Origin of the sequence: Granulicella mallensis (assembly GCF_014203225.1) — a bacterium.
GTDB lineage: Bacteria > Acidobacteriota > Terriglobia > Terriglobales > Acidobacteriaceae > Granulicella > Granulicella mallensis_A.
The window spans coordinates 142274-168537 of sequence record NZ_JACHIO010000005.1; the positions used below are offsets into that span (position 1 = coordinate 142274).

The window sequence follows — 26264 nt, forward strand, 5'->3', positions numbered from 1 at the left end:
GGAATCGTTTAAAGCACTACTGTCTGCGGAGCTGGATGAGGCATGATCGTTTTTGCTACACCGCCCGCGAGCGAAACGGTCAACTCCTTCGCTGCGGCAAGACCACCGTGCGCGACGCTGTAGTGCAGCGTTCGCTTTGCGTCGTCCCACTTCAAATTAATGATCGAGAATGCCCCCTTCTCATAAGCGAAACTCAAACCGTCATCGTCATAGAGCTGAAAGCTGCCGTCGGCTCCCGGATAGATCGTCAGGTGAACCGGTTCGGTGGAGTGCTCGGCAACATACTGTTTCACCGGCCCTGTAGGAATGATCGCTCCGGCGCGAACGAAGAGAGGCAGCGCCTCAAGCGGAGCCTGCACGGTTATGGCTTTGCCGCCATCAATAGGCTTGGCTGTCCAGAAGTCGTACCACTCGCCTGCGGGAAGATAGACCTTGCGCTCCGTCACTCCCGGCTCGAACACCGGCGCAACCAACAAGCTCGGTCCGAAGAGGTAAGCATCGGCGGTCGCCCAGGCGGTCTGGTCTTCCGGGAACGAGAGCCCGAGGCTGCGGATGAGCGGGATGCCCGTCTTGTGCGTCTCCCAGGTCGCGGAGTAGAGATACGGCATAAGCTGCGAGCGGGTGTTGAGATACTTGCGGCAGATAGGTTCGACCGCGGCATTATGCAGCTCTTCGGGCTTCGGCAGGAACGCCTCGGCGTTGGCTCCCATCTCCGATTCGCCGTAGCTTCCCGTATTCCAGCCCCAGGGACGGCGCAGTTGCCAGGTGCGCCCGTGGCAGCGGAACGAGGGACAGAAGGCGCCGAACTGGAACCATCGCACGAACAGCTCCGCAGTGAACTCTTTCGTCGGGACAAAGCCGCCGATGTCTGTGCCCCAGTAGGGAACGCCGCTCAGGCCGGCATTGATGCCCATCATGATCTGCGTCTCCAGCGTCTTCCACGTGGAGAACGTATCGCCGGACCACAGCCAGCCCCAGCGCTGAATCCCGGCATAGCAATTGCGATGCAGCGCGAACGGTCGCTTGTCCGGAGCGGTGAGGCGGCCGCCCTCCCAGTACATCCGGTTGCGAACCAGCCGTGAAGGCACGGGCAGCACATCGCCCTCATCCGGCCACCATCCATCCACGCCCATCTTCACGAACGGCACATGCTGCTGCCAGTAGTTCGCCGCGTCTCCCGGCACCGCTGCGGCAGAGCCTGTGTCGTCCACCTTGCCGTGCAGATTCTCCGGCGGGTTCACCACGTGCAGGACCACGTTGAAGTGCAGGTCATGGAACTCGCTGAGGATCTTTTCAGGATCGGGAAAGACCGTCTTGTTGAACACGAACGAGCCGTGCCCTGTGTTCCATCCCGAGGGACAGAAGCCCGTTCCGAGATAGATCACCGCATCGCACGGCAGCTTCTTCTCGCGAAACGTTCGGGCCTCGTCGAGGATCTGTTCGCGGCTGTCGATCGTTCGATGCGACTGCTGAAAGCCGAGCGTCCATTTGGCCGGAAGGTGAGGGAAGCCGGTGATCTCCGCATATTGGCGAAGGAGTCCGGCCGGTGTCGGCGAGACGCAGAGGTAGAGGTCCTGGCCGCGCGCGACATCGCTCGGCTTGAAGATTCCGGTGTCGCCGGAGAGATCGAACTGGCCGCCGGGCTCGTGGAAGTAAAGTCCCCAGCCCTTGCCCATGACCCACGGAATGGGATTGCGAGCGCCGAAGATCCGCAGGTTGTCGCCTGCGCCGTTGCGCATCATGTCCTTCACGCCGCGGCGATCCATCGGATGAACGCCGGGACCCATGCCGTAGACCGGCGCGTTGTTGTAGCCGAAGCCGATCTGGTTGAGGTCCGGGCGAAAGACGAGCTCCTGGATGACGCCGCGCTGCGAATGTTCTACCGCGATCTTCAGCGGTCCCGTAGCGATGCGCACCGTGTACTCGCCCCACGGAATACTCTGCCCTGCGGCGTCCGTGCGGAGCGTAAGCATGGGCTTCGCAAAGGTACGCGGAGCGATGCTGCCGTCCTCGTAGTAGCGATCCAGCGTCTCATCGACCGCTGCAATCGAAATCCTCAAGGTGGAATCTGTGACGGACGTGATCGTCACGTCCATCCCAACGGAGCCTGTTGCAACGGCGGAGGGCGCAAGCAACTCAGCCCAGGTAAATCGCTGCCGCAGCAGCACTCCTGCGGATACAGCGCCCAACCCTGCCACGACCGACCTGCGCGAGTGCTTTTTCATGGAGAAGACCCTCATCTTCCGTGCTTTGTATAAACCTGACGTTCGCGAACAATCCCTAGTCGGGAGAGTAAACAAATACTAATTTGTATACAACTGAAAATTCTTTCGGTATAACTTTTCCTATCGGCAAGGAGAGGCGCAGGGAGTCCCTGAACCCTCTTTCGCTGTTACTCCAGCTCCAACAAGGCTTGAACGATGCGGATTTGTCCACGGGTGCTTCGGGTTTTCTTCGTCTCAGCCGCTCTGTCCGGCACACTTGTCCACGCTGCCCCGGCGGCACCATCCACCGACTCGAACGCTCGTATGCCGTCGCTGATCGAGCAGTTCAGCGCGGACCGCATGTCGCTCAATCGGGCGTATCCGCTCTCGATCTCGCCGAGCCACATGGAGCGTTTCACGAAGTTCTACCAGGACGAGCTCGTCACTCTCAGCGCCGTCGACTTCAACGTGCTCTCACAGGAGGACCGCGTCGACTACCTTCTCCTGAAGAACTGCCTCACCGCGAACCTTCATCAGTTGGCGATTCAGAAGCACCAGATCGAAGAGATGCAGCCGCTGCTGCCCTTTGCCGCGGGCATCGAAGAGCTGCTCGATAAGAAGCGGCTGATGCAGCGGCCTGACGCCGAGAAAGATGCCGCGTTGCTTGCCGAGATGGTGAAACAGATCGAAGCGGCCCGCAAACAGTTCGATCCTAAAACCGAGGGCCACGCCAGGATTAATCCTGTGGTCGCGAACCGCGCCGTCATCGCGACGCGCGAACTCAGTGAGGCGCTGCACGACTGGTTCGGCCAGTACAACGGCTACGATCCGACCTTCAGCTGGTGGGTCGACGTGCCCTACAAAGACGCGGACAAGGAGCTGACAGCCTACAGCGGCTTCCTGAAGGAAAAGCTTATCGGCATCGCGGCTGACGATAAGACCACCATCATCGGCGATCCGGTCGGACGTGACGCCCTGCTCCACCAGCTCTCCGACGACATGATTCCATACACTCCCGAAGAGCTCATCTCCATAGCGCAGACCGAGTACGACTGGTGCATGAAGGAGATGCTCAAGGCCTCGCACGAGATGGGCTTTGGCGATAACTGGCAGGCCGCCGTCGAGAAGGTCAAGCAGATGCACGTCCCGCCGGGCGAGCAGCCCGAGCTGATCCGCAAGCTCGTTGTGGAGGGCAGTGACTTCGTCAAGAAGAACGATCTCGTCACCGTTCCGCCCCTCGCCGACGAGACCTGGACGATGATCATGATGACGCCCCAGCGGCAGCTCGTAAATCCGTTCTTCACCGGAGGCAACGAGATCAGCGTCTCCTACCCCACCGACACCATGACCTACGAGCAGCGTGAGATGAGCATGCGCGGCAACAACATCCCGTTCGCGCACGCCACGGCGTTCCACGAGATGATCCCCGGGCACTTCCTGCAGTTCTACATGAACGCCCGTTACCGCACCTATCGCCGCCCGTTCTCCACGCCCTTCTGGGGCGAAGGCAACGCGCTCTGGTGGGAGATGCTGTTCTACGAAAAGGGTTTTGAGAGCACCCCTGAGGAGCGCGTCGGCGCGCTCGTCTGGCGGATGCATCGCTCGGCGCGTGTGCTCTTCACGATGAACTTCCATCTCGGCAAGTGGACGCCGCAGCAGTGCGTAAAGTTCCTCATCGACAACGTAGGCTTCGACTCCGAGAACGCCCTCGCCGAGGTCCGCCGTTCCTTCGATGGCTCGGTCGGGCCTCTCTACCAGTGCTCGTATTTAATGGGGGCGCTGCAGTTCCGCGCGATGCACCACGAGCTCGTCGATTCGCACAAGATGACCGACCGCCAGTTCCACGACGCCATCCTCCACGAAGGAGCGATGCCCATCGAGATGCTGCGAGCCGATCTCGAAAACGTCAAGCTGACGGCGGACTTCCAGACTTCGTGGAAGTTCTACGGCGACCATCCCACGCATCCGTAACGCACAGCGAAAGGATTCCGAACCATGGATAGACGTGACTTCATCAAGAGCATGGCCGCCAGCACGGCAGTCCTCCACACGCTCAGCGCGCAGGGTGCCGGACAGGCACTCCACCCCTCGAAGACAGGCTCTGTTCCTCCCTCCGCAGCTTCTGTAGAAGGCCATATCAAACTCGCGACCTTCACTCGCAAAGGCGAGACCTGGACGGTCTACGAAGACCTCAGCGTGCGCGACGGTGTCCTCACCTTCGTCTCATCCGCGGGTACGGCTCGCGTTCTGCCCAAGACCGCGGAGGCCACCTTTGCAGACGACGGCCCGCAGCATCTCGGGCTCGACATCAAGGACATCGGCATGGCCGGCGCGGATCTCCTCGCGGACAAGCTCCTTGCCCACGGCGATCCCAGGGAAGAAGAAGTCCGCAAGGCCGCTCCGCCCATGAACTCTGCTCACCACGAGGGCAACAATCCGAACTACCGTCCCAACTGGAACACCTTCGTCGGCACGCGCGAGTGCAGCGACACGATGCCGGTCTATCCCAGCGGCAGCACGCGCACCTATCATCCCATCCAATACTTCAAAGAGCTCACGCAGGAGCGCTCCAACCTGCGCTACGAAGGGCTTGTCGGCGGATGGATGCCGGCGGTGCGCAAGGTTCTCCCCGGCGACAACGGCTCGTACTACGAGATCGTCGTCTTCGGCGATGTCCTCGCCAAAGATCGCTTCATCGTGCAGACGTGGCACCGCACGTCGCACATTCAAAACGGCAAGGCCACCAAGGTGGAGTTCGGTTACAGCTATCCCGCCTACACGCGCCGTCGCCAGGACCCGAAGCCGGAGGAGTTCTATCTAGGCCTGCTCGAGTTCGCCGAGTACTGGGAGCGCCAGACCCACGACCTCGTGCCGCTGAGCCTGCCCGACAAGAGCTGGACGGACATGGTCCGCTACGCCTTCGTCAAGGAGCAGATGGTGCGTCCCGGCGGCGTCTATCCCAAGTACGGCGCGGTCGATCGCGACTACTACGGCCCCGAGTACGACGGCTTTCAGGACATCTTCACGATGGCCCTCTACGCCAACCTCGAGTGCGGCCGCTTCGATCTCGCGCACGATATCTTCGACAACTACTTCTCCGACTTCACCGACAGCAAGGGCATGATCAACATGCGCGGAGCCGAGACCGCACAGTTCGGCCTGACGCTCTTCCTCATCGCGCGCTACTACCAGCTCACCGGCGACAAGACGCTGCTTATCAAGCACCGCGAAAAGATCGAAGCGACCGCCACGCTCCTCGCCGAGCTGCAGGACGAGTCGCTCAAACTCAGCCCCTCCGATCCGGGCTACGGTCTGCTGCATGGCTGGTGCGAGTCCGACTCTTGCCTCATGCCGGACCCCTCGATCTGGGACAAGGCCTACTTCTCGAACAGCGCCTTCACCGTCCGCGGCTGGCGCGACATCGCCGGCACGTGGCGCAAGCTGAAGTTCTCCGGTGCCGAGGCCCTCGCCACCGATTGGACGCGCCGCAGCGAGCAGCTTCAGGCCGCACTGACGAAGAGCATCGAGGCCAACATTCGTCACGACATGAAGCCCGCCTACATCGGCCCCATGCCCGGCGTAAAACTCACCTTCCGCGAGTCGATCGAACAGGAGCACCCCAGCGAACAGGGCTGGACGCACCGCTGCTACGCCGAACTCCTCCAGCCCGATGTGCTCCCTGCGGCGCAGGCCAACATCGTCATCGATTGCATGCGCGCCTACGGTGCTACGACTGCTGGCGTGGTGGCCAACGTTGAACGCGCGAATCCCCACGACCGCGCCATCCTGGGGTTCGTCTCCTACGGCTACGCCGCTGCGTTGCTCCGCCTCAACCGCATCGAGGAGTACATCCTCTTCCTCTACTCGCACCGCTATCACGACCACTCACGCGGCAGCTGGACCGCCGGAGAAGTCTCCGGGATCACCGGCGGCGGCGCGCTCTTCTGTATTCCCGCGCAGCAGACGATCCCTCTCCTGGTCCGCTGGATGTTGGTCTTCGAAGACTCCGATGAGGATCGCCTCCACTTCGGCCGCGCCCTGCCCCGAGAGTGGGTAGCCACAGGCAAGCCCATCGCCATCTCAGGCGCACCAACCCGCTGGGGACGCGTCGACTACCACCTCGAAACCCGAGGCCCCAACACGTTGGCAGCCAGCATCACCCTGCCGGCAAAGGGCGACCTTCCCAAAGAACTCCACGTCACCTTCCGCGCCGGAGACGGCCGCAAGCTGGCCAGCGCGACGGTCAACGGCAAGGCGGCGTCGTTCGGAGGGCTTCATCGGGATGCTGTCGTTGTTGTTCCGAGAGGCGAACGAGCGTTTGAGGTGGTCACGCAGCTTGCTTAGTAGCGGTATCCACCGCAGCTTCAAGCCTCGGATCTCCATAGAGCGCTTAAAAGCGCGCGGGAAAGGCACTGTTTCGTTAAGGGCACGGGTTTACCTGTGCTCTTACAACTGCTAATGTGCTGTATCGCTGTTTGGCGAGGTTGCAACATGATATGCCGAGGAATCTGACGAAGTTCTTCACTAAATGTAATAGGTGCCATTCGTGAAGAACACGTATTACAACATCAAGGCATAAACGAAAGAGGAAAGAACGCCAAAATTTTCTTTTGGAGGGGGCCAGAAACACACTGAAGGCTATCGAATCCCCCCCCCGCTCTCGAAGCGAATGCAATATCTAAAAGTTTTGTCGGCGGTACCGCTTGACCGTTTTGAAGAAATTGAAGCCGCTGTAATTCTCGTCTAATCTTTACTCCATAATGAAGCTTTGCCTGATCACTTAGTAATCCCCAATGACGTTCTAATGACCGTACATAAGCAGAGATACGTTTTTCTTTTCTAGTAACAGAGAGGGGACCGACTCTAGTGAGGCTGAACCAGTCTGGGTGTGATCCGAGTGGAATCCCGAAATTACTAATATGATTTGCTAATTCGCTGCCAAGCCAAATTTCCGAAAACACGTCGTGTTCGGGCAAAATCATCAACTCGATCAGGGGAGATTTAAAATGAGTACGACTCTCTCCCACGCAAAACACGTCGAGATCAGATTCGGCGTGTTGTAAGTGTGCAGCAAACGAGCCAAATATCACTATTTCGTGCGCAGCATCCAACCGTCTTCGAATTTCTGGACTGAGAGTCTCGGACCGGGTCTTAAGAATTTCTTTCAACCATTCCGTTGAGTCCACTTATCCCTCCTTTGTTGCAAAAGGTCGATGAGATCGGTTAGGTAGTCGTCAGCCAAGTCGAGATCTTCTCCGAAAAGTTCCCCGAAATAGCCGTTAATAGCGTCTTCAAGATTTACTGCGACACTGACGAGATCATCTTCGGGAGAGAAGAGAAGCTCTAATAGCCCAGAGAGACTCGATGGCTCTTGGACCAGTTTGCACTGCTTACTTATCACCGATATCACAGCACTTAGAGCGACTTCTACTTCTTCAGATTCGATTTGCCCTGCTTCGATAAATACGTCGTCATCCTCATCATCCACGTCGCTGTAAGCACTAGGAAGTATAGAGTGAACGCCCTTTAACTCTTCGATGAGCTCATCGATAACCTGAGGGCGCAAGCGTTTCCTTCGGAGGGTGGTCATTTGGAAACCTTTATGTTTTTCTTAGCCCTGCGCCCTGAAGCGTTGACTACGTCCTGAGAGTTTTGATCCAGGAGTGGTTGAGTTGCTGGCTGAATGGTGTTTTGAATCGTAACGCTAGGAGATGGAGACTGTGGCGTCACGCCGAACCATTTTGGAAGCCACGCGGCAAGACCCAGGACAAGGTAAAAGATTAAGTCCGACTTAATTGCGAGCCGCGCCTCTTTATTTATGCGAGACAGAACTTTATTTAGTTGATCGTTCTTGAACGTGTGGCTAATCAGGGGGCGCGGCTTTTTTGTTCCGAAGAGAGAACGTGCTATGTTCGGTGTTGAAAAAGTAACCTTTTCCCCGGTGGCTCGGCGGTGTTTATCTATTTGAATTTCAATGTTTCGGGCGCGCCCTCCAAACAGCCAACCGAGACGGACTTGTTCACGCTCGAACCAAAAGAACCAAGCTAATAGTACATTTACCGCGAAAGAGCTGATAGCTGGGGAGAACCCCTTACCACTGGCGATTGCAACTAGAGCGCCAATAGTGGCTGTTACGGACCACCCTTTGATGGTCACTCTGAAAGCGCCAATCTTATCGATCTTATCTTGGAGGATCTTGTATTCGTCGCTTAGAGAGCTCATAGGGTCGGTTCAATGCTTGATCGTATATGAATGGGTGTTATGTAAGTTCATAGTCAAAAAGGTCCAACAATCTTGAAAGACGCCAAGCCATCATATCGTCTCCCCCATATTCGTGGCTGGTATTCTTCCGAATCCTAAACATTAGAGCGACTACTGCGCTGCTTCATGCATAGTGTTAGGCAGGAGCCATCGACCCTGCGCTCCTATTAATCGTGTTTTCACGTGATCCCGACACTATCTCAAGCCGTGTTAACCTAAGCTCGCATCGACAAGAGGACACCAGCATGGGAAGCCTGAATCTTTCCTCCGCAGTTCACGTACTTCCGTGCCCGAACTGCAGGGAGACCATCAATACCTCGGTACGGCAATGTCCGTTCTGCTCCGCACTCATCGATCCTGCGGCTGCGGAGGTGTCTGCTGCCGCTACCAGCAGGATCAGCGCGGCGTGCAGCGATGCCAGCGTCCTGAGGATCATGGCCTGGATGCTGGTGCCGTTCTTCTTTCTCCAGATCGTTCCCTTCCTGGGGTTGGCTGGCGTGGGAGGTTTCTGGTTTCTCAGGCTCGCGATTCCTGCGATGGTCATTCGCTGGTGGATCAGGTTCGGTTCGATCAAGACGGACGATCCCGACTTCGCCCGCGCGAAGCGGATCGCAATCGTCATCAGCATCGTGGCGCTGCTGGGGCTGCTGAGTGCGATTCCCCTGCATGCGCGTGCGTAGCTTGAAGAGCGGATAGCTGTGTCTCTGCGCGTTCGAGTGTGTCATCAAGCTTTGCTTCAGAATTTGGCTGTGCTTTGGCTTTGAAGGGGCTGAGGAGGCGGCGGAGAAACTCATAGATTAAGAAGTGCGTCGTGCTCTTTAGGGCCAAAGGCCCGTTTCATACCAGCCTGGGGTGGAGCGCAGCAGCGAGCGGTTTTTCGCTCGCTGCCAGCGTAGCCCCAGGTGCAGGTCCACAAGAAAGCAGAGGGCTGTAAGCCCGATTCATCGTGCAGGCATAATGAATCGGGCTTACAGCCCTCTGCTTCTACATCTGCTCTTCACCTGGGGCGTCGTTCTCCGAGCCACCACGCTGTCGCGTGCCGGCTCGGATTTGCTTTGCCCCAGGCTGGTATGAAACGGGCCGTTGGCCCTAAAGATCAGGACTCTCTTGTTCCCTGTAACTTTTTCCGCAGCCTGTGAAGCCCCGCCCCTTCAAAACAAACGTTTAAATTCTCACTTTATTCATACTTTGAAGCGGCGAGTTTGATGGCGCACTTCTATGAGACGCAACCTCTTTATGCTCAACCTTTTGAGCGATGGCCAAGCGTCCTGCATCCTCTACTGAATCCTTTCCGGTTCGGAAAGGATGCCTTACAGGCCTCGCAGTTGGATCCCTAACGCAGGTTCATCGACATAAAAAATAAAGCCGAGCAGCCTTCCTTTGCGAGACAAGTCACGTCTAAATGCGGCGTCCATCGCCCCGCATAATACCTCGTATCGACCCCGCAGACCATTGCCGAATCGGGTACTGCGCGTCTTGCCAGTCGTATAGCGAACAGCTTAAGCTTCTCACCGCAGGCAGCAGAGCTGTTCGAGCGCTATATCCGCACTGCACGAGGGAATGAATGAAGCACAGTATCATGCAATTGTTTTCAGGGGCCAAGTATTTAAGCGTTCGTTCAAAAGTACAAGCAGTTGTATTGAGCGTATGTTTTGCCATCACCGCAACATCCTTCCTATCAGCACAAAGCACCACGGGCGACATTACTGGAACAGTGACCGACACCACCGGCGCAAGCGTGCCTAAGGCTACTGTGACACTCACTAACTTAGGTACAAAAGAAGTAAGAACCGCTCAGTCAGGTGACTCGGGCGACTACACCTTTACACAGCTTGGACCCGGCAGCTATTCGGTACAAATCAAGGAAACGGGCTTTCAGACCTTTATGATTCCCGCCATCGCCTTGAATGCTGGAGATCGCGCCCGCGAAGATGCCAAGCTTGCGGTCGGATCGGAATCCACCACGATCACTGTGGACGCACAGACTCCGGCACTACAGACAGACACCTCCAGCATCTCGCACACGGTCACCGATCAGTCTGTGCAGGACCTCCCAATCAGCGGTCGCAACTACATCAACCTCGTGCAGATCACGCCTGGCGCGAATGAAGGTCCGGGCAATGGACTGACAAGCGGCGCGCGTCCGGATGATCGTCGCCAAACCTCGGCGGTAGTGGCGAATGGCCAGTCGGAAATTCTGAATAATGAAATTGTCGACGGCCTCGATAACAACGAACGCATCATCGGCGGCATTGGTGTTCGGCCGTCCATTGAAGCCATCAAGGAAATCAATGTTCAGACGAACAACTACTCGGCAGAGGTAGGGCGTACCGGTGGTGCGGTCATCAACATCATCACCAAATCGGGCACCAATGCTTTTCACGGCTCGGTGTATGAGTTCTTCCAGAATGACGCATTGAATGCAACGCCGTACGAGTTCGGCGCGACGCAGGCGAATGGTCAACCTCTTCCAAAACCTGAACAACGCCAGAATCAGTTCGGTGGTTCACTCGGTGGACCCATCGTGAAGAACAAGCTCTTTTTCTTTGGCGACTATGAAGGCTTGCGCCAGGTTTTCGGCGCGAACCCGCAGACCTTCCAAACCTTGCTTCCATCGCAATATCAAACTCTCCACAGCGGAAACATAGCGGCAATCAGCTCACTGCTGGCCGACGGTGGCCCGATCGATCCGGTCGGGTTGAACTACGCTCTGCTCTACCCGCTGGCGAATACGCCTGTTAATCCAAGCAATCCAAACACGCAAGGCTTTACGGCCTCGCCGGTAACAACGCGCAATTCGGATACGTACGATGGACGTGTGGATTGGCAGATCGATCAAAAGGACCTGATCTACGGCCGTTATACCTACAACAATGTTCCGTCGAACTTCCCGGGTCTCTTCCCTGTCACCAACTTAGCCGGACTGAACATCGCTCCGGGTGGTGCGATCTTCAATTACTACGGTCAGGCAGTCGACAAGGCGCAAAATGCGCAGATTAACTTTGTGCGCACCATCAATCCGAACCTTCTTCTCCAGTTAGGCTTTGGATTCACGCGCGTCAACAATCAATCCTTTCCTCTCAACTATGGGGTCAATGTAGACGACGCTCTGGGCTTGCCGGGAATTAACCTCGGCGATGCCACCACGTCGGGTCTCACGCCAGCGTCAACCGCCGGTTACGGCGACATCGGCGATGGAGCCTTTATCCCCATCAAAGATATCGACAATACCTTCCAGGAAAACGGCTCGCTTACGATCATTCACGGCAAACACAGCATCAAGGTTGGTGCCGCGTTGATCCGGCGCCAGGCCGAGAATCTGCAAAACAACTACGGCATCGGAGACTACACCTTCAATGCTCTTAACCAGGATGCCACGGGACTTGCAGCACTGCTCCAGGGCAACTTCGCCAACGTGCAGCGTTCCAACGACCTTGTTACGCCGCACTATCGGGAATGGGAGCCGGACGTCTTTATTCAGGACGACTTCCGTGCTGCCTCGAATCTGACGCTTAATATTGGCCTGCGCTATGAGGTGCTGACTCCCTTTACCGAAATCAATAACGCGTTGACCAACTTCGATCCCGTGAAGGGCGTTCTACTGGTTGCCGGTCAGAATGGTGTCAATAAGTATGCTGGACTCAACCCGACCTACAGCAACTTCGGTCCTCGGTTTGGTTTCGCTTACACGCCAAGACCAAACCTCGTACTTCGCGGCGGTTATGGCATGTCCTACTTCCAGGGCAACTACACCTCGAATGGCTCGGAAAAATCCCAGCCCTTCGTCTCTGACTACCAATGCAATAACGGTAGCTGCCCGGTAAACCCTGCAACCGGCGTTGCGCCGACTCGGTTCGCGCAAGGTCTGCCCTCACCCACAGCCTCCAGCGCCACGGATCCCTCGGGAAGTGTCAATGGTGTTCTCAATGCCGGGTTCCGTACGTCTTATCTCGAACAATTCAACCTGGGCGTGGAACGGAGCTTTGGCCCTAATGTGGTGGAGATTACCTATGTCGGCGAACTTGGCCGGCATCTGGCGCAGATCACCAATGACCAGAACGTACCTGCTCTGATCTCCAACACGGCGCTGGAGGCACTGGCTCGCCAGCAGGGAACAACGACTGCAGCCGCCTTCAACTCTTTGCGTCCCTATCAGGCTACTTTGCCCAACGCAACACAGATCTCCCAGTTCACAAGTACAGGCGCTTCCAACTATCAGGCTCTTCAGATCTCGTTGACCCGACGTGCTGCGGCAGGCCTGACGATTGGTGCCAACTATACCTGGGCGCACAGTCTTGACAATGTTCTGGGATATAGCAATGAAGTCAATGATGGCTATGGCGCTGTTCCCGGCAAACTCAGCACGATCGAGTACGGCAACAGCGATCTTGATCTCCGCAACCGCCTGAACTTTACTGCTAATTACGAGCTGCCGTTCGGTAAGAACCTGAAAGGCATTGCAGCCTTGGCGGGCAAAGGCTGGCAGGCCAATACCCTGCTGCGCTGGTCAAGCGGTCTCCCCTTTACGGTGCTGCAGAATAACGGCGTCGTTAGCACAACCTTCGGTTCCACAGGGAATTCGCGTCCCAACCAAAATGGCAAAGCGAATAAAAGTGGGTTCGATCTAAACGAATTCTTTGACACGAGCGCATTCCAACCGCAAACTTCGGGGACATTGGGATCTGAAAGCAGGAACTCACTGTACGGACCGCACTTCCGTCAGGTTGACTTTTCAATCTTCAAGACCTTCCCTGTCTATAAAACGTCCACCCTTGAGTTCCGTATAGAAGCATTCAACATCGTGAACACAACGAACTTCGCCAATCCAAACAATACCCTGAGCGTCACACCGAATACTCTCACTGTACCGAACTATGCGGGCAGCGGTCAGACGAGCGACGGGAATGGGAACATCACTCAACCAGGCAATCACTACAGCATCCAGTCGAGCTCATTCGGTCAAATCACAAGTGCTTCGGCCAACTATGTTCCTCGGCAGATCCAGTTTGCGCTCAAGTATCAGTTCTAATTCAACCCCAACCCCAACCCCAACCCCAAAACAAGACACCCAGCGAGTAATCGCTGGGTGTCTTGTTTTGGGGTTGGGATCACTCTATCTCAAAAACAAGAACGCAAGTAGGAGGTACACCAGATCAGATGGGCGGCACTATTTGAGATGATTACTCGCGTCCGTGAGCTGTCCCTTAAGGAGATCCCCGAGATAACCGGCCAGTTCATTTACATCGAAGTGGCCTTCGTCCCATGCGCGGTCTGCAGCCTGTAACGCAGCGTAATAAGGTTCGCGGTTCTCACGAATGCGCTCCGGCACGATTTTGTTCCCTGGTAGCAGTCGGCCTTGCTTCATGCAGAGGAGGTAATAGCAAGCGGCTCTGGCGGTTCGACCATTCCCTTCGACAAAAGGGTGAATCCAGTTCATGCGCCATAGCGCATATGCCGGGAGAATCGTTGGATGGTCGATAATGGTCCAGTTTTCATGGATCACCGAGAGGAATCGGTCCATCTCATCCGGTACGTCCGAGTAGTGAGGAGGAATATGACTCCCGACGTAGATAGGGCCTTTTCTATATCGTCCGCCGAACTGGGCGATGTTTGCCACAGCGGCGGCGTTCAGACTCCACAGCGTGTATTTATCGAAGGATTCGATGCCCTTCTTCAACCCGATCTCGATGCAGTTCAACAGCAGATCGTACTGCCGCAGCAGATTCTGCTCCTGCACTCTGGCGAACAACTCTGGTGAATCCTTCTCTCGAACTGACATCGTCTAAGGCCGTCCTCTATGCGCTATGCTAGGCGAGCAGACGAACATGCTCTGAAGAGCGGCGCACGCTGTCCTTGGTAATCGATTCAGAATGCAATGCATTTCCAAATGCAAAGCTGACCCGCTGCTCACGCAGCTGCTCGTCAGATACCAGGACGTCTCGTGTTTCCTCCAGGAGCTTCAAAAGCTCCACATCTGCGGGCGCTACCTCTATAAATTGCTTGCGATCTGCCATTGCTATTCCTCCTCCACTACGAACGCCGTTGCTAAGACCAGGATCAAATATATTAGCTGTGCTCTAATCCTTGACCTCAACAATCACCTTTAAGCCTACTCACCTATCGGCATATCCCAAGCTGTCGTCGTGTTTACCGCTTCCCTCGGAAGGGAAGATCCTTGCTGCTTTCTATGAATCTTGTCAACCCCTGCACTATTGCAGAGTTCCACAATAGATCTGAATGCACTCTAGCTATTTTATGCGCTTCTGTGAACTTCTATGTAGGCTCACGCATCTTGATCGTTAGCATTGGGAGAATAAGAATCAACGCTCAATTCTGCAATAGGATGCCATGGCACTCTGTTGCATGGGGCTCGGATGTTCTTTGCTGAGTGACTGAACTGTTATGGATCATGCAACTGCGCCAGCGCTTATACATCCGAACGATTGTATGCCAGAGAAAATCGGAGATAGGAAAGCTGCTCTAACGCCGTGATGCAGACTCGATAATCTGCGGAGAAGCCCGGCGGAGCGAAGATCGTTGAAAACGCTCGCTTAAAGAGCACAGCGATCACCCGCTCGTGGAGCAGGCGATCGCTGGGGTGAACTACGAGACGGTGATCGAGAGGAGGGTCGCGAGGAGCGTGAAGAGGCTAGCGATATTAAGAGTAATGGTCAACACAGGATGATTTACCTTTCTGCCTGAATACCACCAGAGCGGTTGAGTTGCATGGAAACCGATGAGAGTAACATACAGCGTTTTTGGAGGGTTGATACAACAATTTTTGTGTGCGCTTCGCGGCTTAGCAAGCCCTTAACTCATGGGGTACAGTGTCCTGCGATGGCATGGGCGTTGCCGCTGACGCGAGTTTAAGTGGCGTGGAGGAAACAGCGATCACCCGCTTGTGAAGTAGGCGATCGCTGGAGTGAACTAGAAGTGGATGAAAAGAAGGTTTGTGAGCAAAGCGAAGAGGCTAGCGATGTTGAGAGTGATGGTCAGCACAGGATTAAATACCTTTCTCTCTGAATAACACCAGAGCGTTTGCATGATGTGGGGGCCCGATGAGAGTAACATACAGCGTTTCGGTGGTTTGATTCAACAGATTTCTTGCGCGGTTCGCGGCTTAGCAAACGCTGAAAATTCATGGGCACAGCGCCTTGCGATGGCATGGGGCGTCGCTGCTGACGGGAGCGAGTACCGAAAATGGCCGTTAAAGGGCACAGCGATCACCTGCTTAGGAGCAGGCGATCGCTGGGGTGAACTACGAAACGGTGATCGAGATGAGACCCATCAGAAAGGCGATGAGGCCGGCAATGTTGATAGCAATAGTAAGCATGTGTCCACCTTTCTCTCAGGCGCAAAGCCAGAGGATTCAAATGCTATAGAGCTGAGGGCCCAATAAGGTGAACATACAGGTTCGGACCTCAAGACACAATAGCTTTTTTCACCCATTGAACAAGTTTTAATCGATGTTGACTGCAAAGTTAACTCATCATTTTTGTTGACCGCTCATATATTTCGCATAAGCAATATCCTCCTCGGAGAAAAACGGAGAAAACCCTGATGGACAAAGGAGTTTAAACGCTTTCGCTGCAGCGTCGTGAGGAGCTCCTGATGTCCTCTTGTAAGGGATCGATAAGAATAATTTGTGTTCACGATACACAAGTTTTATCCAACGCAAGGGCTCTTGGCTGCGCCCAATCTTGTAGAGACTGCAGTGTGCAGAAGATCCTCATGGAAATGGTGCATTCGCCGACAAGAATGCGTCGAGCACCGCTTCAGCGAGGGCTGGCAAATCGCAGCACGCTTGGCGCCATTTCCTCAGCGGCTAAACAGGTTGCGGAAAAGTCCCCATCTGATCTTTAGGGCCAACGGCCCGTTTCATACCAGCTAAGAGTTTTCCGCAATCTGTAAAGCCGCGCGGCAACACAAGCACTGGTGGCATGGCTGAAGCTATGCCACCAATGCTTGTGGCTTTTCATGACCCGTTCGCATGCAGCAAAGAAGCCCCTGCGGACTGATTCGGTCGCACATCGCCAATGTTGACAGGGGTTTTCGCGCGGTAGAGAATTGGCGGCATCAGGCAACGCCAGTCCTTCGCATGGAGTCCCATGAAGAAGAGAGCGGGCGCGAAGCTAGCCTCGGGAGGTCACTATGCAGGCAGTTCACGACGGACAGTGCGGGTTGTGCAGCCACTTTGGCGAGCAGCACGCAAAGGCTACAGTTCTGGTGTCGATTCTCTCCAGCAAGAAGGCCGATGAGGGCATGCTGGACGATTGTGGCCACCCCAAACACGCGGCACTGCACCTCAAGGTGACCCCCATCTCGGGATGCGATGGGTTTGTGCCCGCAGCACAGGCTTAAAAACAGAGTGTAGAGATGTAGAGAAAAACGAAGGGCGCGCCATCAAGGCGCGCCCTTCGTTGGTTGGTGGTATGGCTTAGAGTTCCTTGACTCCGTCGACGAACGCCTTGAGCTTGCGCGAGCGCGACGGATGACGCAGCTTACGGAGAGCCTTGGCTTCGATCTGGCGGATGCGCTCGCGGGTGACCTGGAACGACTGGCCGACCTCTTCGAGCGTGTGCTCGCTGCCGTCCTCGAGGCCGAAGCGCATCTTGATCACACGCTCTTCGCGCGGGGTCAGGGTACGCAGCACCTGTGAGGTGTACTCCTTCAGGTTGACCGAGATCACGGCGTCGGACGGGCTGACGGCCATGCGGTCTTCGATGAAGTCGCCAAGATGCGAGTCTTCTTCCTCGCCAATTGGCGTCTCGAGCGAGATGGGCTCCTGCGCGATCTTCAGGACCTTGCGGACCTTCGCGACAGGGATATCCATGCGCTTGGCGATCTCTTCCGAAGACGCCTCGCGGCCCAGCTCCTGCACCAGCTGACGCGAGGTGCGGATCAGCTTGTTGATCGTCTCGATCATGTGCACCGGGATACGGATGGTGCGGGCCTGATCGGCGATGGCGCGAGTGATGGCCTGACGAATCCACCACGTGGCGTAGGTCGAGAACTTGTAGCCACGGCGGTACTCGAACTTGTCCACGGCCTTCATCAGGCCGATGTTGCCTTCCTGAATCAGATCGAGGAACTGCAGTCCGCGATTGGTGTACTTCTTCGCGATGGAGACCACGAGACGAAGGTTGGCTTCGATCAGCTCACGCTTGGCCTTCTCGGCGTCCATGTCGCCCTGGATCATCTCGCGCTGTGTGCGCTTGAGATCGTCGAGTGAGATGCCCGAGTCAGCTTCGACGCGCTGGAGATCGACGCGGCAGTTCTTCTGCTGGCGCTTGTACTCCTTCTTCAGCTCTTCCGAGCGCGAGGCCTCGAACTTGGCCTCGAGCGAGCGGATCTGGCGCTCCAGCGTGCGCATGGAGTCGACGGTCTTGTTGACCTTGTCGAGCAGCCGCTTTTTCTCGCCGTTGGTGTACTTCAGCTCGCGGACGATGCGGTTGACGAACACATGCTCGCGGCCCATGAGCCAGCGGCTCTTGCGCTTGTCCTTCTCTTTGGCCTTGGCGTCCTTGCCATGCGGCTCAGCGACGCGCGCCCCAAAGTCGGCGGCCTTCTTCTGGTGCTTGATCAGCTCGTCGATGCGGGCGACGGTCTGCTTCACGCGCGCGGCGAGGATCTCTTCGGTCAGCTCTTCTTCGTCGAATACGACGACTTCCTTGATGTTGCGGACGCCGCGCTTGAGGTCTTCACCGAGGCCGGTGATCTCGCGAATGACGATCGGAGAGCGCGAGATCGCCTTCATCACGCGCAGCTGGCCGCGCTCGATGCGCTTCGCAATCTCAACTTCACCCTCGCGGGTGAGCAGGGGAACGGTGCCCATCTCGCGCAGGTACATGCGAACGGGGTCGTTGGTCTTTTCGAGCGTGCCGGGCGAGAGGTCGAGTTCGACGTCGTCGCCTTCTTCGCCGGACTCGTTATCGGAGTCTTCGGCGGCGCGTTCGCTGGCCGCACGGCGGCCTTCACCCGAGAGCACTTCAATGCCCTGGGTGTTGATGGTGGTCATCAGGTCATCAAGCTCGTCGGGCGAGGTGATGTCTCCGGGGAGCAGGTCGTTGACTTCACCGTAGGTGAGGTAACCCTTTTCTTTGCCGGTGTCGATGATTCGGTCTACGTCTTCTTCGTACTTATCGAGTTCGTCTGCCACGTTTGGCGCTCCTAGCGGAATCTCGCGCGGGTTGGCGCGAGAAAAATTATGGGAAAAGATCACGCTCATATGCTCGAACGCGGAGGTCTCCCTGGGTTGTGTCGGAATCGCTAGGACGGGGTATGCGGTCAAGGCCGCGGGCGCGGGCGGAAGTCACTCAGGGCTTGAGGCTTCGGCAACTCAAAGGCGCACGTCTCCAGCGAAACATAGTGTACCACTAAGTTAGACGTGGAGGGCACTGGAAAAGATGCAGCGAAGGTGCTGCGAAAGCGGTTGTCCTCTGCCTGTCCGTCCTAAACCCCTCAGCTCCGCCCCGAAAAGATCGAAGCCCCCTGGTCCGGCGTCCCCACTGTATTGCGGAACATGCTGAAAAGCTCCCTGCCCACCCCAAACTGCGACTCCGAGAGGTCTTCATGGATGGGCACGCGTGCCTCCCACTCGGCGGGGTCCACCAGCGCGGTCAGCTCGTTGGTCCGGGCGTCGATGCGCAGCCGGTCGCCATCGCGCAGCTTGGCGATAGGCCCGCCGTCCGCCGCTTCGGGCGTGAGGTGGATCGCGGAGAGCACATCGCCGGAGGCCCCGGAGAGCCGTCCGTCGGTGACCAGCGCCACCTTGAAGCCGTGGCTCTGCACGGCTTGTAGCGGTGGCAGCAGCTTGTGCAGCTCCGGCATGCCGTTGGCGCGCGGCCCCTGGAAGCGCACGACGACGATGAGGTCGCGGTGCAGCTCCCCTGCGAGAAACGCACCCTGCATCTCCTCCTGGCTGTGGAAGGTGCGGATAACTCCTTCAATCACGTGCCGGTCGTCCGCTACCGCCGAGGTTTTAACGATGGCCTTGCCGAGATTGCCCTGGAGCACGCCGAGGCCGCCATGGGTCTCAAACGGCTCGGCGACCGGGCGCAGGATCTTCGCCTCGCCGCTGACAGCTACGCCTTCGCGCCAGGTCAGCTCGCCCGCATCGTCGAGGAAGGGCTCCTGCGTGTAGCGGTCGAGGCCGGTGCCCATGATGGTTTTGACGTCGCGATGCAGCAGACCCGCCCCCAGAAGCTCGCGGATCAGGAAGCCCATGCCCCCGGCGGCGTGGAAGTGGTTCACGTCGGCCTTGCCGTTGGGGTAGACGCGCACCAGCAGCGGCGTAACCTCGGCGAGCGCGGCAAAGTCGCTCCACTCGAGCTTGATGCCTGCGGCGGCCGCCATCGCGATCATGTGCATGGTGTGGTTGGTCGAGCCGCCGGTGGCCAGCAGCCCAACCAGGCCGTTGACGAAGACCCGTTCGTCGAGCATCGCGCCGATGGGGGTGTACTCGGGGCTGAGGGCGGTCAGGGCTAGAGTGCGGTGCACGGCTGCACGGGTGAGGGCATCGCGCAGGGGAGTGTTCGCGTTCACGAAGGAGGAGCCGGGCAGGTGCAGGCCCATGATCTCCATCATCATCTGGTTGGTATTGGCAGTCCCGTAGAAGGTGCAGGTGCCGGGGCTGTGGTACGACTCGGCCTCGGCCTCGAGCAACTCGGCACGGCTGACCTTGCCCTCGGCATAACGCTGGCGGAGTATCTTGCGCTCGTCGTTCGAAAAACCGGAGGGCATGGGGCCGCTGGGCAGAAAGACCGCCGGAAGATGCCCGAAGGACAGCGCCCCGATGACCAGGCCGGGGACGATCTTGTCGCAGATGCCGAGGAAGACGGCGGCGTCGAAGGTCTGGTGCGAGAGCGCAACCGCGGCCGAGAGGGCGATCACGTCACGCGAGAACAGCGAAAGCTCCATGCCGGTTTCGCCCTGGGTAATGCCGTCGCACATGGCGGGAACACCGCCGGCAACCTGCGCCACGCCACCGGCCTCACGCGCGGCAGCCCGAATCAGTTCGGGGAAGCGCTCATACGGTTGGTGCGCAGAGAGCATGTCGTTATAGGCCGTGATGATGGCGATATTTCCGGCATCCCCCTGGCGCAGGGCTGCCTTGTCGTGGGAACCGCAGGCAGCGAATCCGTGCGCCTGGTTGGCACAGCCGAGGGCCTGGCGGCGAGGAGTCGTGCGAGAGGAAGCAGCGACGGCCTGGAGATAGCGGGAGCGGGTAGCCTGGCTGCGCTCCACGATGCGGCGGGTGACTTCGGCGACGCGGTGATTCACATCCATGGCGAAGACACCTGACGCAAGACGAGAGTGCGGAATGAGAGCAGAGGCATGGGCGAAGTATATCCGATAATCGGACGAACTTGGCCTCTGAAAATCTCTATTGGAATGTAATTGTATTGAGCGGAGGTTAAATTACACGCCGAAATCGAACATGGGCCCGCGTTCGCGGAGTGGCTCGCCGGGGGCGCCGGACTGGCAGCTCGGGCAGAGGCGGGCCTTGATGTCGAGCCCGTTGCAGCCGTAGTCATGCCCGCAGAGCCCGCAGCGGAGGTGGTAGATACTCTGGTTCGCGCGCGAGGTGGAGGGCGCACCGGTCGCGGCGATGACCTTCTGCCGGTTTGCATTGGAGAACCCCGGCGCGGTGGTCTGAGATTGAGTGGCAGCAGAGGCGGAAGACCGTCCGCGATACGGCGAGGGCGTAAGCTTCATCGAGCGTCTGCTCCCAGCGGCCTGGCAGAGATCAGGTCGGGGCGTGTCAGGCCACTCATGGAATGGCGCTTTCTAAGCTTGTCGGCTTGGTACAAAGGTAAAACTCTCTTTCCAGCGTAAAAAGGGTTGTTCGATCCAGCGATAGGAGAGCCCCGCCACGAGAATGGACAGCAGCAGTTCAAGGCAGAGGCGTACTGTAGAGATGCCAGCCCCGTGCCCCCAACCTGCCGCCCATCGTCGCACAAGCGCAAGTACTAGTATGTGATAGACATAGAGCCCATAAGAGATTTTACCCAACCAAAGAATGGGTTGCGGAATCCAGGCTTCGGGCATCCCGAAGAAACTGAGAAACAGGGCGACGCACCCCACCAGGACGCAGCCGTAAAGTGCAGCCGGAGTCCACCAGATCGCAAAAGCCCCCACCGCTAGATCTCCAAAGAGGCGTGTTCCGGCTGCCCAGCAGGAAAGTCCCACTACGCCGAGCAGCAGACGTGCCGCTCCTGGCATCTTGATTCCCTGCCGCGGTAGCCACGCCGCCAGCAAGGCGCCGGCTGCGAAGTACTGCATCTCTACCAGGGAGCTATATCGTAAAGTGAGATCCGAGAAACCGCCCCGCGCGCCAAGCCACAGTAGGACGGCATAAGAGGCGGCCAGAATGGCCGTGGAGACCGCAACCAGATTGCGCCGTCCACAGAACTTCGTAATCACCGGCCAGACCAGATAGAACTGCTCTTCGACATTGACGCTCCACAGGATTCCGGTGGCGCCCAATGTATCTACCTGGCCGCGGGTGATAAACCAGTTGCCGCTGAAGAAGAGAAAGGCGGTAAGGGCCTTGCCCGAGGGCAGCAGACGGGGCATTCCTGTGCCGAGGAGCAACATAACGACGAGAAACCAGTAGTACAGAGGCATGATCCGCGCGATGCGTCGTTTATAGAAAGAGCCGAGGTGCACTCGTCCGGTGAGTTCCTTCTCCATCGAAAGTAAGGTCGTGATCAGATATCCGCTCAGCAGAAAGAACAGGCTTACGGCAAACTTCAGGCTGATGGCAAGGGTGTCTCGAAGGTCGGTGCCAGGATTGGGACGACTGAGCGTGTGGCAGAAAAAGATGCAGAGAAAGGCGAAGAAGCGCAATGCATCCAACTCGGGCCGGTAGAAACCTCGCCGCGAGGGTTTGTGCGAGGCTAAGCTATCTGTCGCCTCTACGCTCGAAGTGGTTGCCATCGCCTCTGCCAAGATAAAAACCCTCGAAGAACCTGCTAGAAACCTCGCATCGATCTTGCAGGTATCTCTAGGCTCAGATCTGACTTAGAGATAGACACAAGATACACATTACAGGTCGAGTGCAAAGATCAGGTCGCAGCAGACCTGCGTGCCGACGGTGAAGGTACGGGTTCCGGCCTCGCTGAATCCGTTGCGGCGATAGAAGCCGATGGCGCGCTCATTGCCGGCGTGTGTTCCCAGCAACAGGCGGGTGCGTCCGAGGGCGAGGGCATCGGCGATGGCCGCGTCCATGAGCGCCTGCGCCGTGCGAACGCCGGGGTGTCCCGCGACCGGTGTGGCCGACGAGCGGAAGCGCGAGAACAGGTAGATGCGCTTGAGCTCGATGTCGGTAGGCAGGACATCGAAGCTGGGAAGCTCCGGTGCGGTGAGCATCGCATAGCCCACGGGCACATCCGCACCGGCCACGGCCAGCGTGATGCGCGTGTCGGGTTTGGCGAGATAGGTGGCATAGGCTTCGGGCGTGTGATTCTTCGCGCAGTGGGCGACGATGTCCGCGCCCGGCAGCATCCAGGTAAAGGCTTCGAGAAAGGTAGCGGCGCCAACGAGTGCGAGTGCGGCGGCATCGGCTGCTGTGGCTCGGCGCAGGGTGACGGGCTCAACGGTGGGCGGTACGGTGGGGATACGGATATCGACGGACATAAAGACTCTCGCAAAACCCATGGTAATTGCAGGGCCGCAGGATAACGTTGAAGCTGCGAGGGGCATCGATACCATGACGAAGGAAGCCTGATGAAGAGCACACAGGAACAGGACGCAGAGCACGTAGCCATCGCCGAAGCCTTTGCGCGAGATGAGAGCGTGTCGAAAGAGCTGCGCGCTCAGGCCGACGATACGCGAGTAACGGTCCGGCGCGCGGGTGCTCCGGCCAAGGGAAAGTGCGTTGTCTACTGGATGCAGCGGGCGCAGCGCGGGCGCGACAATCATGCGCTCGACAAAGCCGTCGCAGTGGCGAATCTGCTAGGGCTGCCGTGCGTCGCGTACTTCGCAGGAATTAAAAACTTTCCCCATGCGAACCTGCGGCACTATGCGTTTCTCAACCAGGGACTGCCGGACATCGAAGAGGACTGCGCGGCGCGTGGCGTGGGGTTCGTGATGCGTCGCGCTCCCGAGGAGGATCACGAGCGCTTCTTCGCGGATGTGGACGCCGCGATGGTGATCGGCGACGAGAACCCGATGCGCGAGCCGGAGAGGTGGCGCGCAAAGCTCGCGAAAAGCCTGCGCATTCCTTTCTGGACGGTAGACGCGGACGTGATCGTGCCGTCGAAGCTGCTGGAAAAAGCGCAGTTCAGCGCGGGCGTCGCGCGACCCAGGCTGTATCGCGCGTTGCCGGAGTTTCTGCACGTCTACGAGAATCCAGCGGCGCTAAAGTCCTGGCGAAAGCCGCGCGGACTGCACACTGACGACGTGCGTGAGGACATGACCCGCGGGTGGAAGGACTTCGACCGCTCCGTTCTTCCGGTTGCTGCCTGGGAGGGAGGCCATCGTGCGGCGATGAAACGCCTGCACCTCTTCTGCGGCCAGATGCTGGAGACCTATGACCGCGACCGCAATCACCCGGAGCTCGATGGTTCGAGCAAGCTGAGCCCGTATCTGCACTTCGGGCACATGGGGCCTCTGACGATCGCGCTCGCCCTGAATGCACAGGTGAAGCGCCAACCGAAGCTGGCCGCCGCGCGCGATAGCTACTTCAACGAACTGATCGTGTGGCGCGAGCTGGCGGTGAACTTCGTGCGTTACCAGCCGGAGTACGACTCGCCCGCTTGCGCCGACAACTGGGCTCGCGCGACGATCGCCGAGCATGATCGCGATGAACGCGAGGTGCTGTACACGCTCCCGCAACTCGAGGGAGCCCGAACGCACGACGAGCTATGGAACGCCGCCCAGTTGCAGATGGTGCGCTACGGCTGGATGCACAACTATCTGCGAATGTACTGGGCCAAAAAGATCGTGGAGTGGACGCGCAACACCGCGACGGCGATGAAGTGGGCCATCCATTTGAACGATAAATATTTTCTGGACGGCCGAGACCCAAACGGCTACGCGGGTGTGGCGTGGGCCGTGCTGGGCAAGTTCGACCGTGCCTGGGGCGAGCGTCCCGTGTTCGGCAAGCGCCGCTATATGTCGGGCGCGAGCACCGGCAGGAAGTTCGACGCGCAAAAATACAAAGAGCAGATGAATGCGTTGCCAAAGTAGGGATGACTCCCCAAATCGGCGCCACGCCAAACCTTTTGTCGAACTGACTTAGCACCAGATCGCAGAAAACTGCATCTAAGCTGAAATCATGCGGAGACAGATTCTCATCTTGGTTTCACTGGGATGTGCTGCGGTCGCGCCCCTGTTCGCCCAATCCACGGCGCGCGTCGGCTTGGCGACGCGCGTGTTTCATCCGGAGCAGAGGCGTAACTGGCGCGGGGCAGAACATAAGGAGCTGCGCTGCACGATCTGGTATCCGGCGGTCTCAACGGCCACGGAGACGAAGCAGTTGATTGGGCCTCCGGACGAACCGCTGTTTGAGGCCGGTTCAGCAGCGCCGAATGCGGAGTTCGCACCCACCGTGCAGAAGCTTCCACTGGTGCTGCTGTCGCATGGCTCCGGCGGTTCCGCGGAGCAGTTCGCCTGGCTGGGCACGGCGCTGGCTCGGGCAGGGTATATCGCGGTCGCGGTAGACCACCCGGGCAACAACTCGCACGAACCCTACACCAGCGAAGGCTTCATCCTGTCGTGGGAGCGCGCGACCGACCTGAGCGAAGTGCTTGACGGTGTGCTGGCGGATGCCGAGATCGGGCCGCACATCGATCCGCAGCGAGTGGGGGCGGCGGGGTTCTCCATCGGTGGCTACGCCGTGATGGAGCTGGCCGGCGCCCAGACGGACATCAGCATCCTCTTCGACTTCTGCAAGGAGCATCCGGACACAACCTCCTGCCATGTACCCGAGATGCGCGGTATGGGCAGTCCGAAGGAGATGATGCAGGCGGTGCGCAAGTCCAGCAGGGAATCGCTGGCCCGCTCGGGAGAATCGTTTCGCGACGAGCGTGTGCAGGCCGTATTTGCAATCGCTCCCGCCAATGGCATGGTGCTCACGGATGAGAGCCTGCGGGCGATGCGCCTTCCGGTAGAGATGGTCGTGGGCAAGACGGATCCGATCGCGGATCCTCGTGACAACGCGAACTGGATTCACATGAACGTACGTGGGGCGCGCGAGACCCTGCTCTCGGGTGGCGTGGAGCACTATACCTTTCTCGATACGTGCACTGCGGTGGGGAAGAGCAAGCTGGGAGTCTACTGCGCGGACAACGCCGGGGTAAATCGCGATGCGGTGCATGCACAGGTAGCCGCGATGGCTGTGAAGTTCTTCGATCGTGCGTTGAAGGCGAGGTAGCTGGGCGGGTTATCCAGTTCCTTGAATCATGATTGCCTGTTCATTACAGCGCGAAGCGCATTCCCTGACGCTTTAGCGTCAGGGAGACGGAGGGAGCCGTAGCCTTTAGGCTACGGAAATAGAGGCTTAGCAAAGATGTGGCCTTTAGGCCCGGGCCTTCTTTCGGTTGCGGATAAGAGGCCCGGGGCTAAAGCCCAATTCTCGTCTGGCCTTTGATTCCGTAGCCTAAAGGCGATTGCCTCCCTTACCCTCCGTCCCGCGACACTGAAGCGTCACGGTTCGCGCTATCGCAATATCCGCATTCTTCGACTACTTACTCTCGACGTACTCGGTAGTTACTGCCATTGCAACAGATATTCAGCTCTGCTATAAGTTCTTTATGAATTCAGTTTCCCTACTCGTGTCTGTCTACTCCGAGT

General features: G+C 58.0%; 19 protein-coding genes. 7 read left to right on the forward strand and 12 right to left on the reverse strand.

The genetic code is table 11. The features are described 5' to 3' along the window. Nucleotides 1-8 precede the first annotated feature (8 nt). Entirely contained in the window at nt 9-2225 is a 2217-nt protein-coding gene (locus tag HDF15_RS06930) for a TIM-barrel domain-containing protein (protein WP_184254018.1), read from the reverse strand. A gap of 213 nt (nt 2226-2438) precedes the next feature. Between HDF15_RS06930 and HDF15_RS06935 the strand changes: the two genes are divergently transcribed. Both HDF15_RS06935 and HDF15_RS06940 read left to right on the forward strand, forming a co-directional pair. Further along, complete coding sequence (locus tag HDF15_RS06935; RefSeq protein ID WP_311733052.1) at nt 2439-4175, forward strand: DUF885 family protein; 1737 nt, start codon at nt 2439-2441, stop codon at nt 4173-4175. A gap of 24 nt (nt 4176-4199) precedes the next feature. Further along, entirely contained in the window at nt 4200-6548 is a 2349-nt protein-coding gene (locus HDF15_RS06940; RefSeq protein WP_184254022.1) for a Tat pathway signal protein, read from the forward strand. A 224-nt stretch (nt 6549-6772) separates the two neighbouring features. On the opposite strand, the gene HDF15_RS06945 is transcribed toward HDF15_RS06940, so the two are convergent. The 4 genes from HDF15_RS06945 to HDF15_RS06960 all read right to left on the reverse strand — a co-directional run bounded on the left by HDF15_RS06945 (nt 6773) and on the right by HDF15_RS06960 (nt 8901). Next, nucleotides 6773-7390: a nucleotidyltransferase domain-containing protein gene (locus tag HDF15_RS06945; protein ID WP_184254024.1), complete on the reverse strand. Its 618-nt coding sequence runs from the start codon at nt 7388-7390 to the stop codon at nt 6773-6775. Continuing rightward, nucleotides 7369-7770, reverse strand: coding sequence for a hypothetical protein (locus HDF15_RS06950; protein WP_184254026.1), 402 nt, complete (start codon nt 7768-7770; stop codon nt 7369-7371). The genes HDF15_RS06945 and HDF15_RS06950 overlap by 22 nt, the downstream gene beginning before the upstream one ends. Nucleotides 7771-7790: 20 nt before the next feature. After that, nucleotides 7791-8426 carry a hypothetical protein gene (locus HDF15_RS06955; RefSeq protein WP_184254028.1) on the reverse strand — a complete coding sequence of 212 codons (636 nt, stop codon included), beginning with the start codon at nt 8424-8426 and terminating at the stop codon, nt 7791-7793. A 313-nt stretch (nt 8427-8739) separates the two neighbouring features. Continuing rightward, the gene (locus HDF15_RS06960) at nt 8740-8901 is read right to left on the reverse strand and encodes a hypothetical protein (protein ID WP_184254030.1); all 162 of its coding nucleotides are present in this window, start codon (nt 8899-8901) and stop codon (nt 8740-8742) included. On the opposite strand from HDF15_RS06960, the gene HDF15_RS06965 reads away from it, so the two are divergent. Next, nucleotides 8900-9145: a hypothetical protein gene (locus HDF15_RS06965; RefSeq protein ID WP_184254031.1), complete on the forward strand. Its 246-nt coding sequence runs from the start codon at nt 8900-8902 to the stop codon at nt 9143-9145. The two genes, HDF15_RS06960 and HDF15_RS06965, sit on opposite strands and share 2 nt — an antisense overlap. Nucleotides 9146-10104: 959 nt before the next feature. Continuing rightward, nucleotides 10105-13494: a TonB-dependent receptor gene (locus HDF15_RS06970; RefSeq protein ID WP_184254033.1), complete on the forward strand. Its 3390-nt coding sequence runs from the start codon at nt 10105-10107 to the stop codon at nt 13492-13494. 138 nt (nt 13495-13632) lie between these two features. Here the strand turns inward: HDF15_RS06970 and HDF15_RS06975 are convergent, their stop codons facing one another. Both HDF15_RS06975 and HDF15_RS06980 read right to left on the reverse strand, forming a co-directional pair. Continuing rightward, on the reverse strand, nt 13633-14244 hold the full coding sequence (locus tag HDF15_RS06975; RefSeq protein WP_184254035.1) for a Fic family protein: 612 nt from the start codon (nt 14242-14244) through the stop codon (nt 13633-13635). Between the two features lie 28 nt (nt 14245-14272). After that, nucleotides 14273-14479 (reverse strand): hypothetical protein, encoded by a 207-nt coding sequence (locus HDF15_RS06980; RefSeq protein ID WP_184254037.1) that lies wholly within the window; start codon nt 14477-14479, stop codon nt 14273-14275. A gap of 2137 nt (nt 14480-16616) precedes the next feature. Between HDF15_RS06980 and HDF15_RS06985 the strand changes: the two genes are divergently transcribed. Next, on the forward strand, nt 16617-16826 hold the full coding sequence (locus HDF15_RS06985; protein ID WP_184254039.1) for a hypothetical protein: 210 nt from the start codon (nt 16617-16619) through the stop codon (nt 16824-16826). A 76-nt stretch (nt 16827-16902) separates the two neighbouring features. Here HDF15_RS06985 and rpoD read toward each other — a convergent pair whose 3' ends face one another. From rpoD to HDF15_RS07010, 5 genes are all read right to left on the reverse strand, one after another. Further along, nucleotides 16903-18624, reverse strand: a complete 1722-nt coding sequence (gene rpoD / locus HDF15_RS26205; protein WP_014267884.1) for an RNA polymerase sigma factor RpoD — start codon at nt 18622-18624, stop codon at nt 16903-16905. A 302-nt stretch (nt 18625-18926) separates the two neighbouring features. Further along, nucleotides 18927-20747, reverse strand: a complete 1821-nt coding sequence (gene edd, locus HDF15_RS06995; protein WP_409254866.1) for a phosphogluconate dehydratase — start codon at nt 20745-20747, stop codon at nt 18927-18929. 138 nt (nt 20748-20885) lie between these two features. Next, nucleotides 20886-21182: a hypothetical protein gene (locus HDF15_RS07000; protein ID WP_184254043.1), complete on the reverse strand. Its 297-nt coding sequence runs from the start codon at nt 21180-21182 to the stop codon at nt 20886-20888. Between the two features lie 72 nt (nt 21183-21254). Further along, nucleotides 21255-22406, reverse strand: a complete 1152-nt coding sequence (locus tag HDF15_RS07005; RefSeq protein ID WP_184254045.1) for an acyltransferase — start codon at nt 22404-22406, stop codon at nt 21255-21257. 108 nt (nt 22407-22514) lie between these two features. Next, nucleotides 22515-23105 carry an N-acetyltransferase gene (locus tag HDF15_RS07010; RefSeq protein ID WP_221314316.1) on the reverse strand — a complete coding sequence of 197 codons (591 nt, stop codon included), beginning with the start codon at nt 23103-23105 and terminating at the stop codon, nt 22515-22517. A 90-nt stretch (nt 23106-23195) separates the two neighbouring features. Here HDF15_RS07010 and HDF15_RS07015 point away from each other — a divergent pair, with 90 nt between their 5' ends. Together HDF15_RS07015 and HDF15_RS07020 are read left to right on the forward strand one after the other, a co-directional pair. Then, nucleotides 23196-24659, forward strand: a complete 1464-nt coding sequence (locus HDF15_RS07015) for a deoxyribodipyrimidine photo-lyase (RefSeq protein ID WP_184254047.1) — start codon at nt 23196-23198, stop codon at nt 24657-24659. Between the two features lie 109 nt (nt 24660-24768). Next, nucleotides 24769-25845, forward strand: a complete 1077-nt coding sequence (locus HDF15_RS07020; RefSeq protein WP_184254049.1) for an alpha/beta fold hydrolase — start codon at nt 24769-24771, stop codon at nt 25843-25845. Nucleotides 25846-26264: the final 419 nt, after the last annotated feature.

Excerpts from the sequence above, each read along its gene's own strand:
- HDF15_RS06930 (WP_184254018.1), bottom strand. The coding sequence starts at position 2,225 with ATGAAAAAGCACTCGCGCAGGTCGGTCGTGGCAGGGTTGGGCGCTGTA.
- HDF15_RS06940 (WP_184254022.1), top strand. The coding sequence starts at position 4,200 with ATGGATAGACGTGACTTCATCAAGAGCATGGCCGCCAGCACGGCAGTC.
- HDF15_RS06955 (WP_184254028.1), bottom strand. The coding sequence starts at position 8,426 with ATGAGCTCTCTAAGCGACGAATACAAGATCCTCCAAGATAAGATCGAT.
- HDF15_RS06965 (WP_184254031.1), top strand. The coding sequence starts at position 8,900 with ATGGCCTGGATGCTGGTGCCGTTCTTCTTTCTCCAGATCGTTCCCTTC.
- HDF15_RS06960 (WP_184254030.1), bottom strand. The coding sequence starts at position 8,901 with ATGATCCTCAGGACGCTGGCATCGCTGCACGCCGCGCTGATCCTGCTG.
- HDF15_RS06975 (WP_184254035.1), bottom strand. The coding sequence starts at position 14,244 with ATGTCAGTTCGAGAGAAGGATTCACCAGAGTTGTTCGCCAGAGTGCAG.
- HDF15_RS06980 (WP_184254037.1), bottom strand. The coding sequence starts at position 14,479 with ATGGCAGATCGCAAGCAATTTATAGAGGTAGCGCCCGCAGATGTGGAG.
- HDF15_RS06985 (WP_184254039.1), top strand. The coding sequence starts at position 16,617 with ATGCAGGCAGTTCACGACGGACAGTGCGGGTTGTGCAGCCACTTTGGC.
- HDF15_RS07000 (WP_184254043.1), bottom strand. The coding sequence starts at position 21,182 with ATGAAGCTTACGCCCTCGCCGTATCGCGGACGGTCTTCCGCCTCTGCT.
- HDF15_RS07005 (WP_184254045.1), bottom strand. The coding sequence starts at position 22,406 with ATGGCAACCACTTCGAGCGTAGAGGCGACAGATAGCTTAGCCTCGCAC.
- HDF15_RS07010 (WP_221314316.1), bottom strand. The coding sequence starts at position 23,105 with ATGTCCGTCGATATCCGTATCCCCACCGTACCGCCCACCGTTGAGCCC.
- HDF15_RS07015 (WP_184254047.1), top strand. The coding sequence starts at position 23,196 with ATGAAGAGCACACAGGAACAGGACGCAGAGCACGTAGCCATCGCCGAA.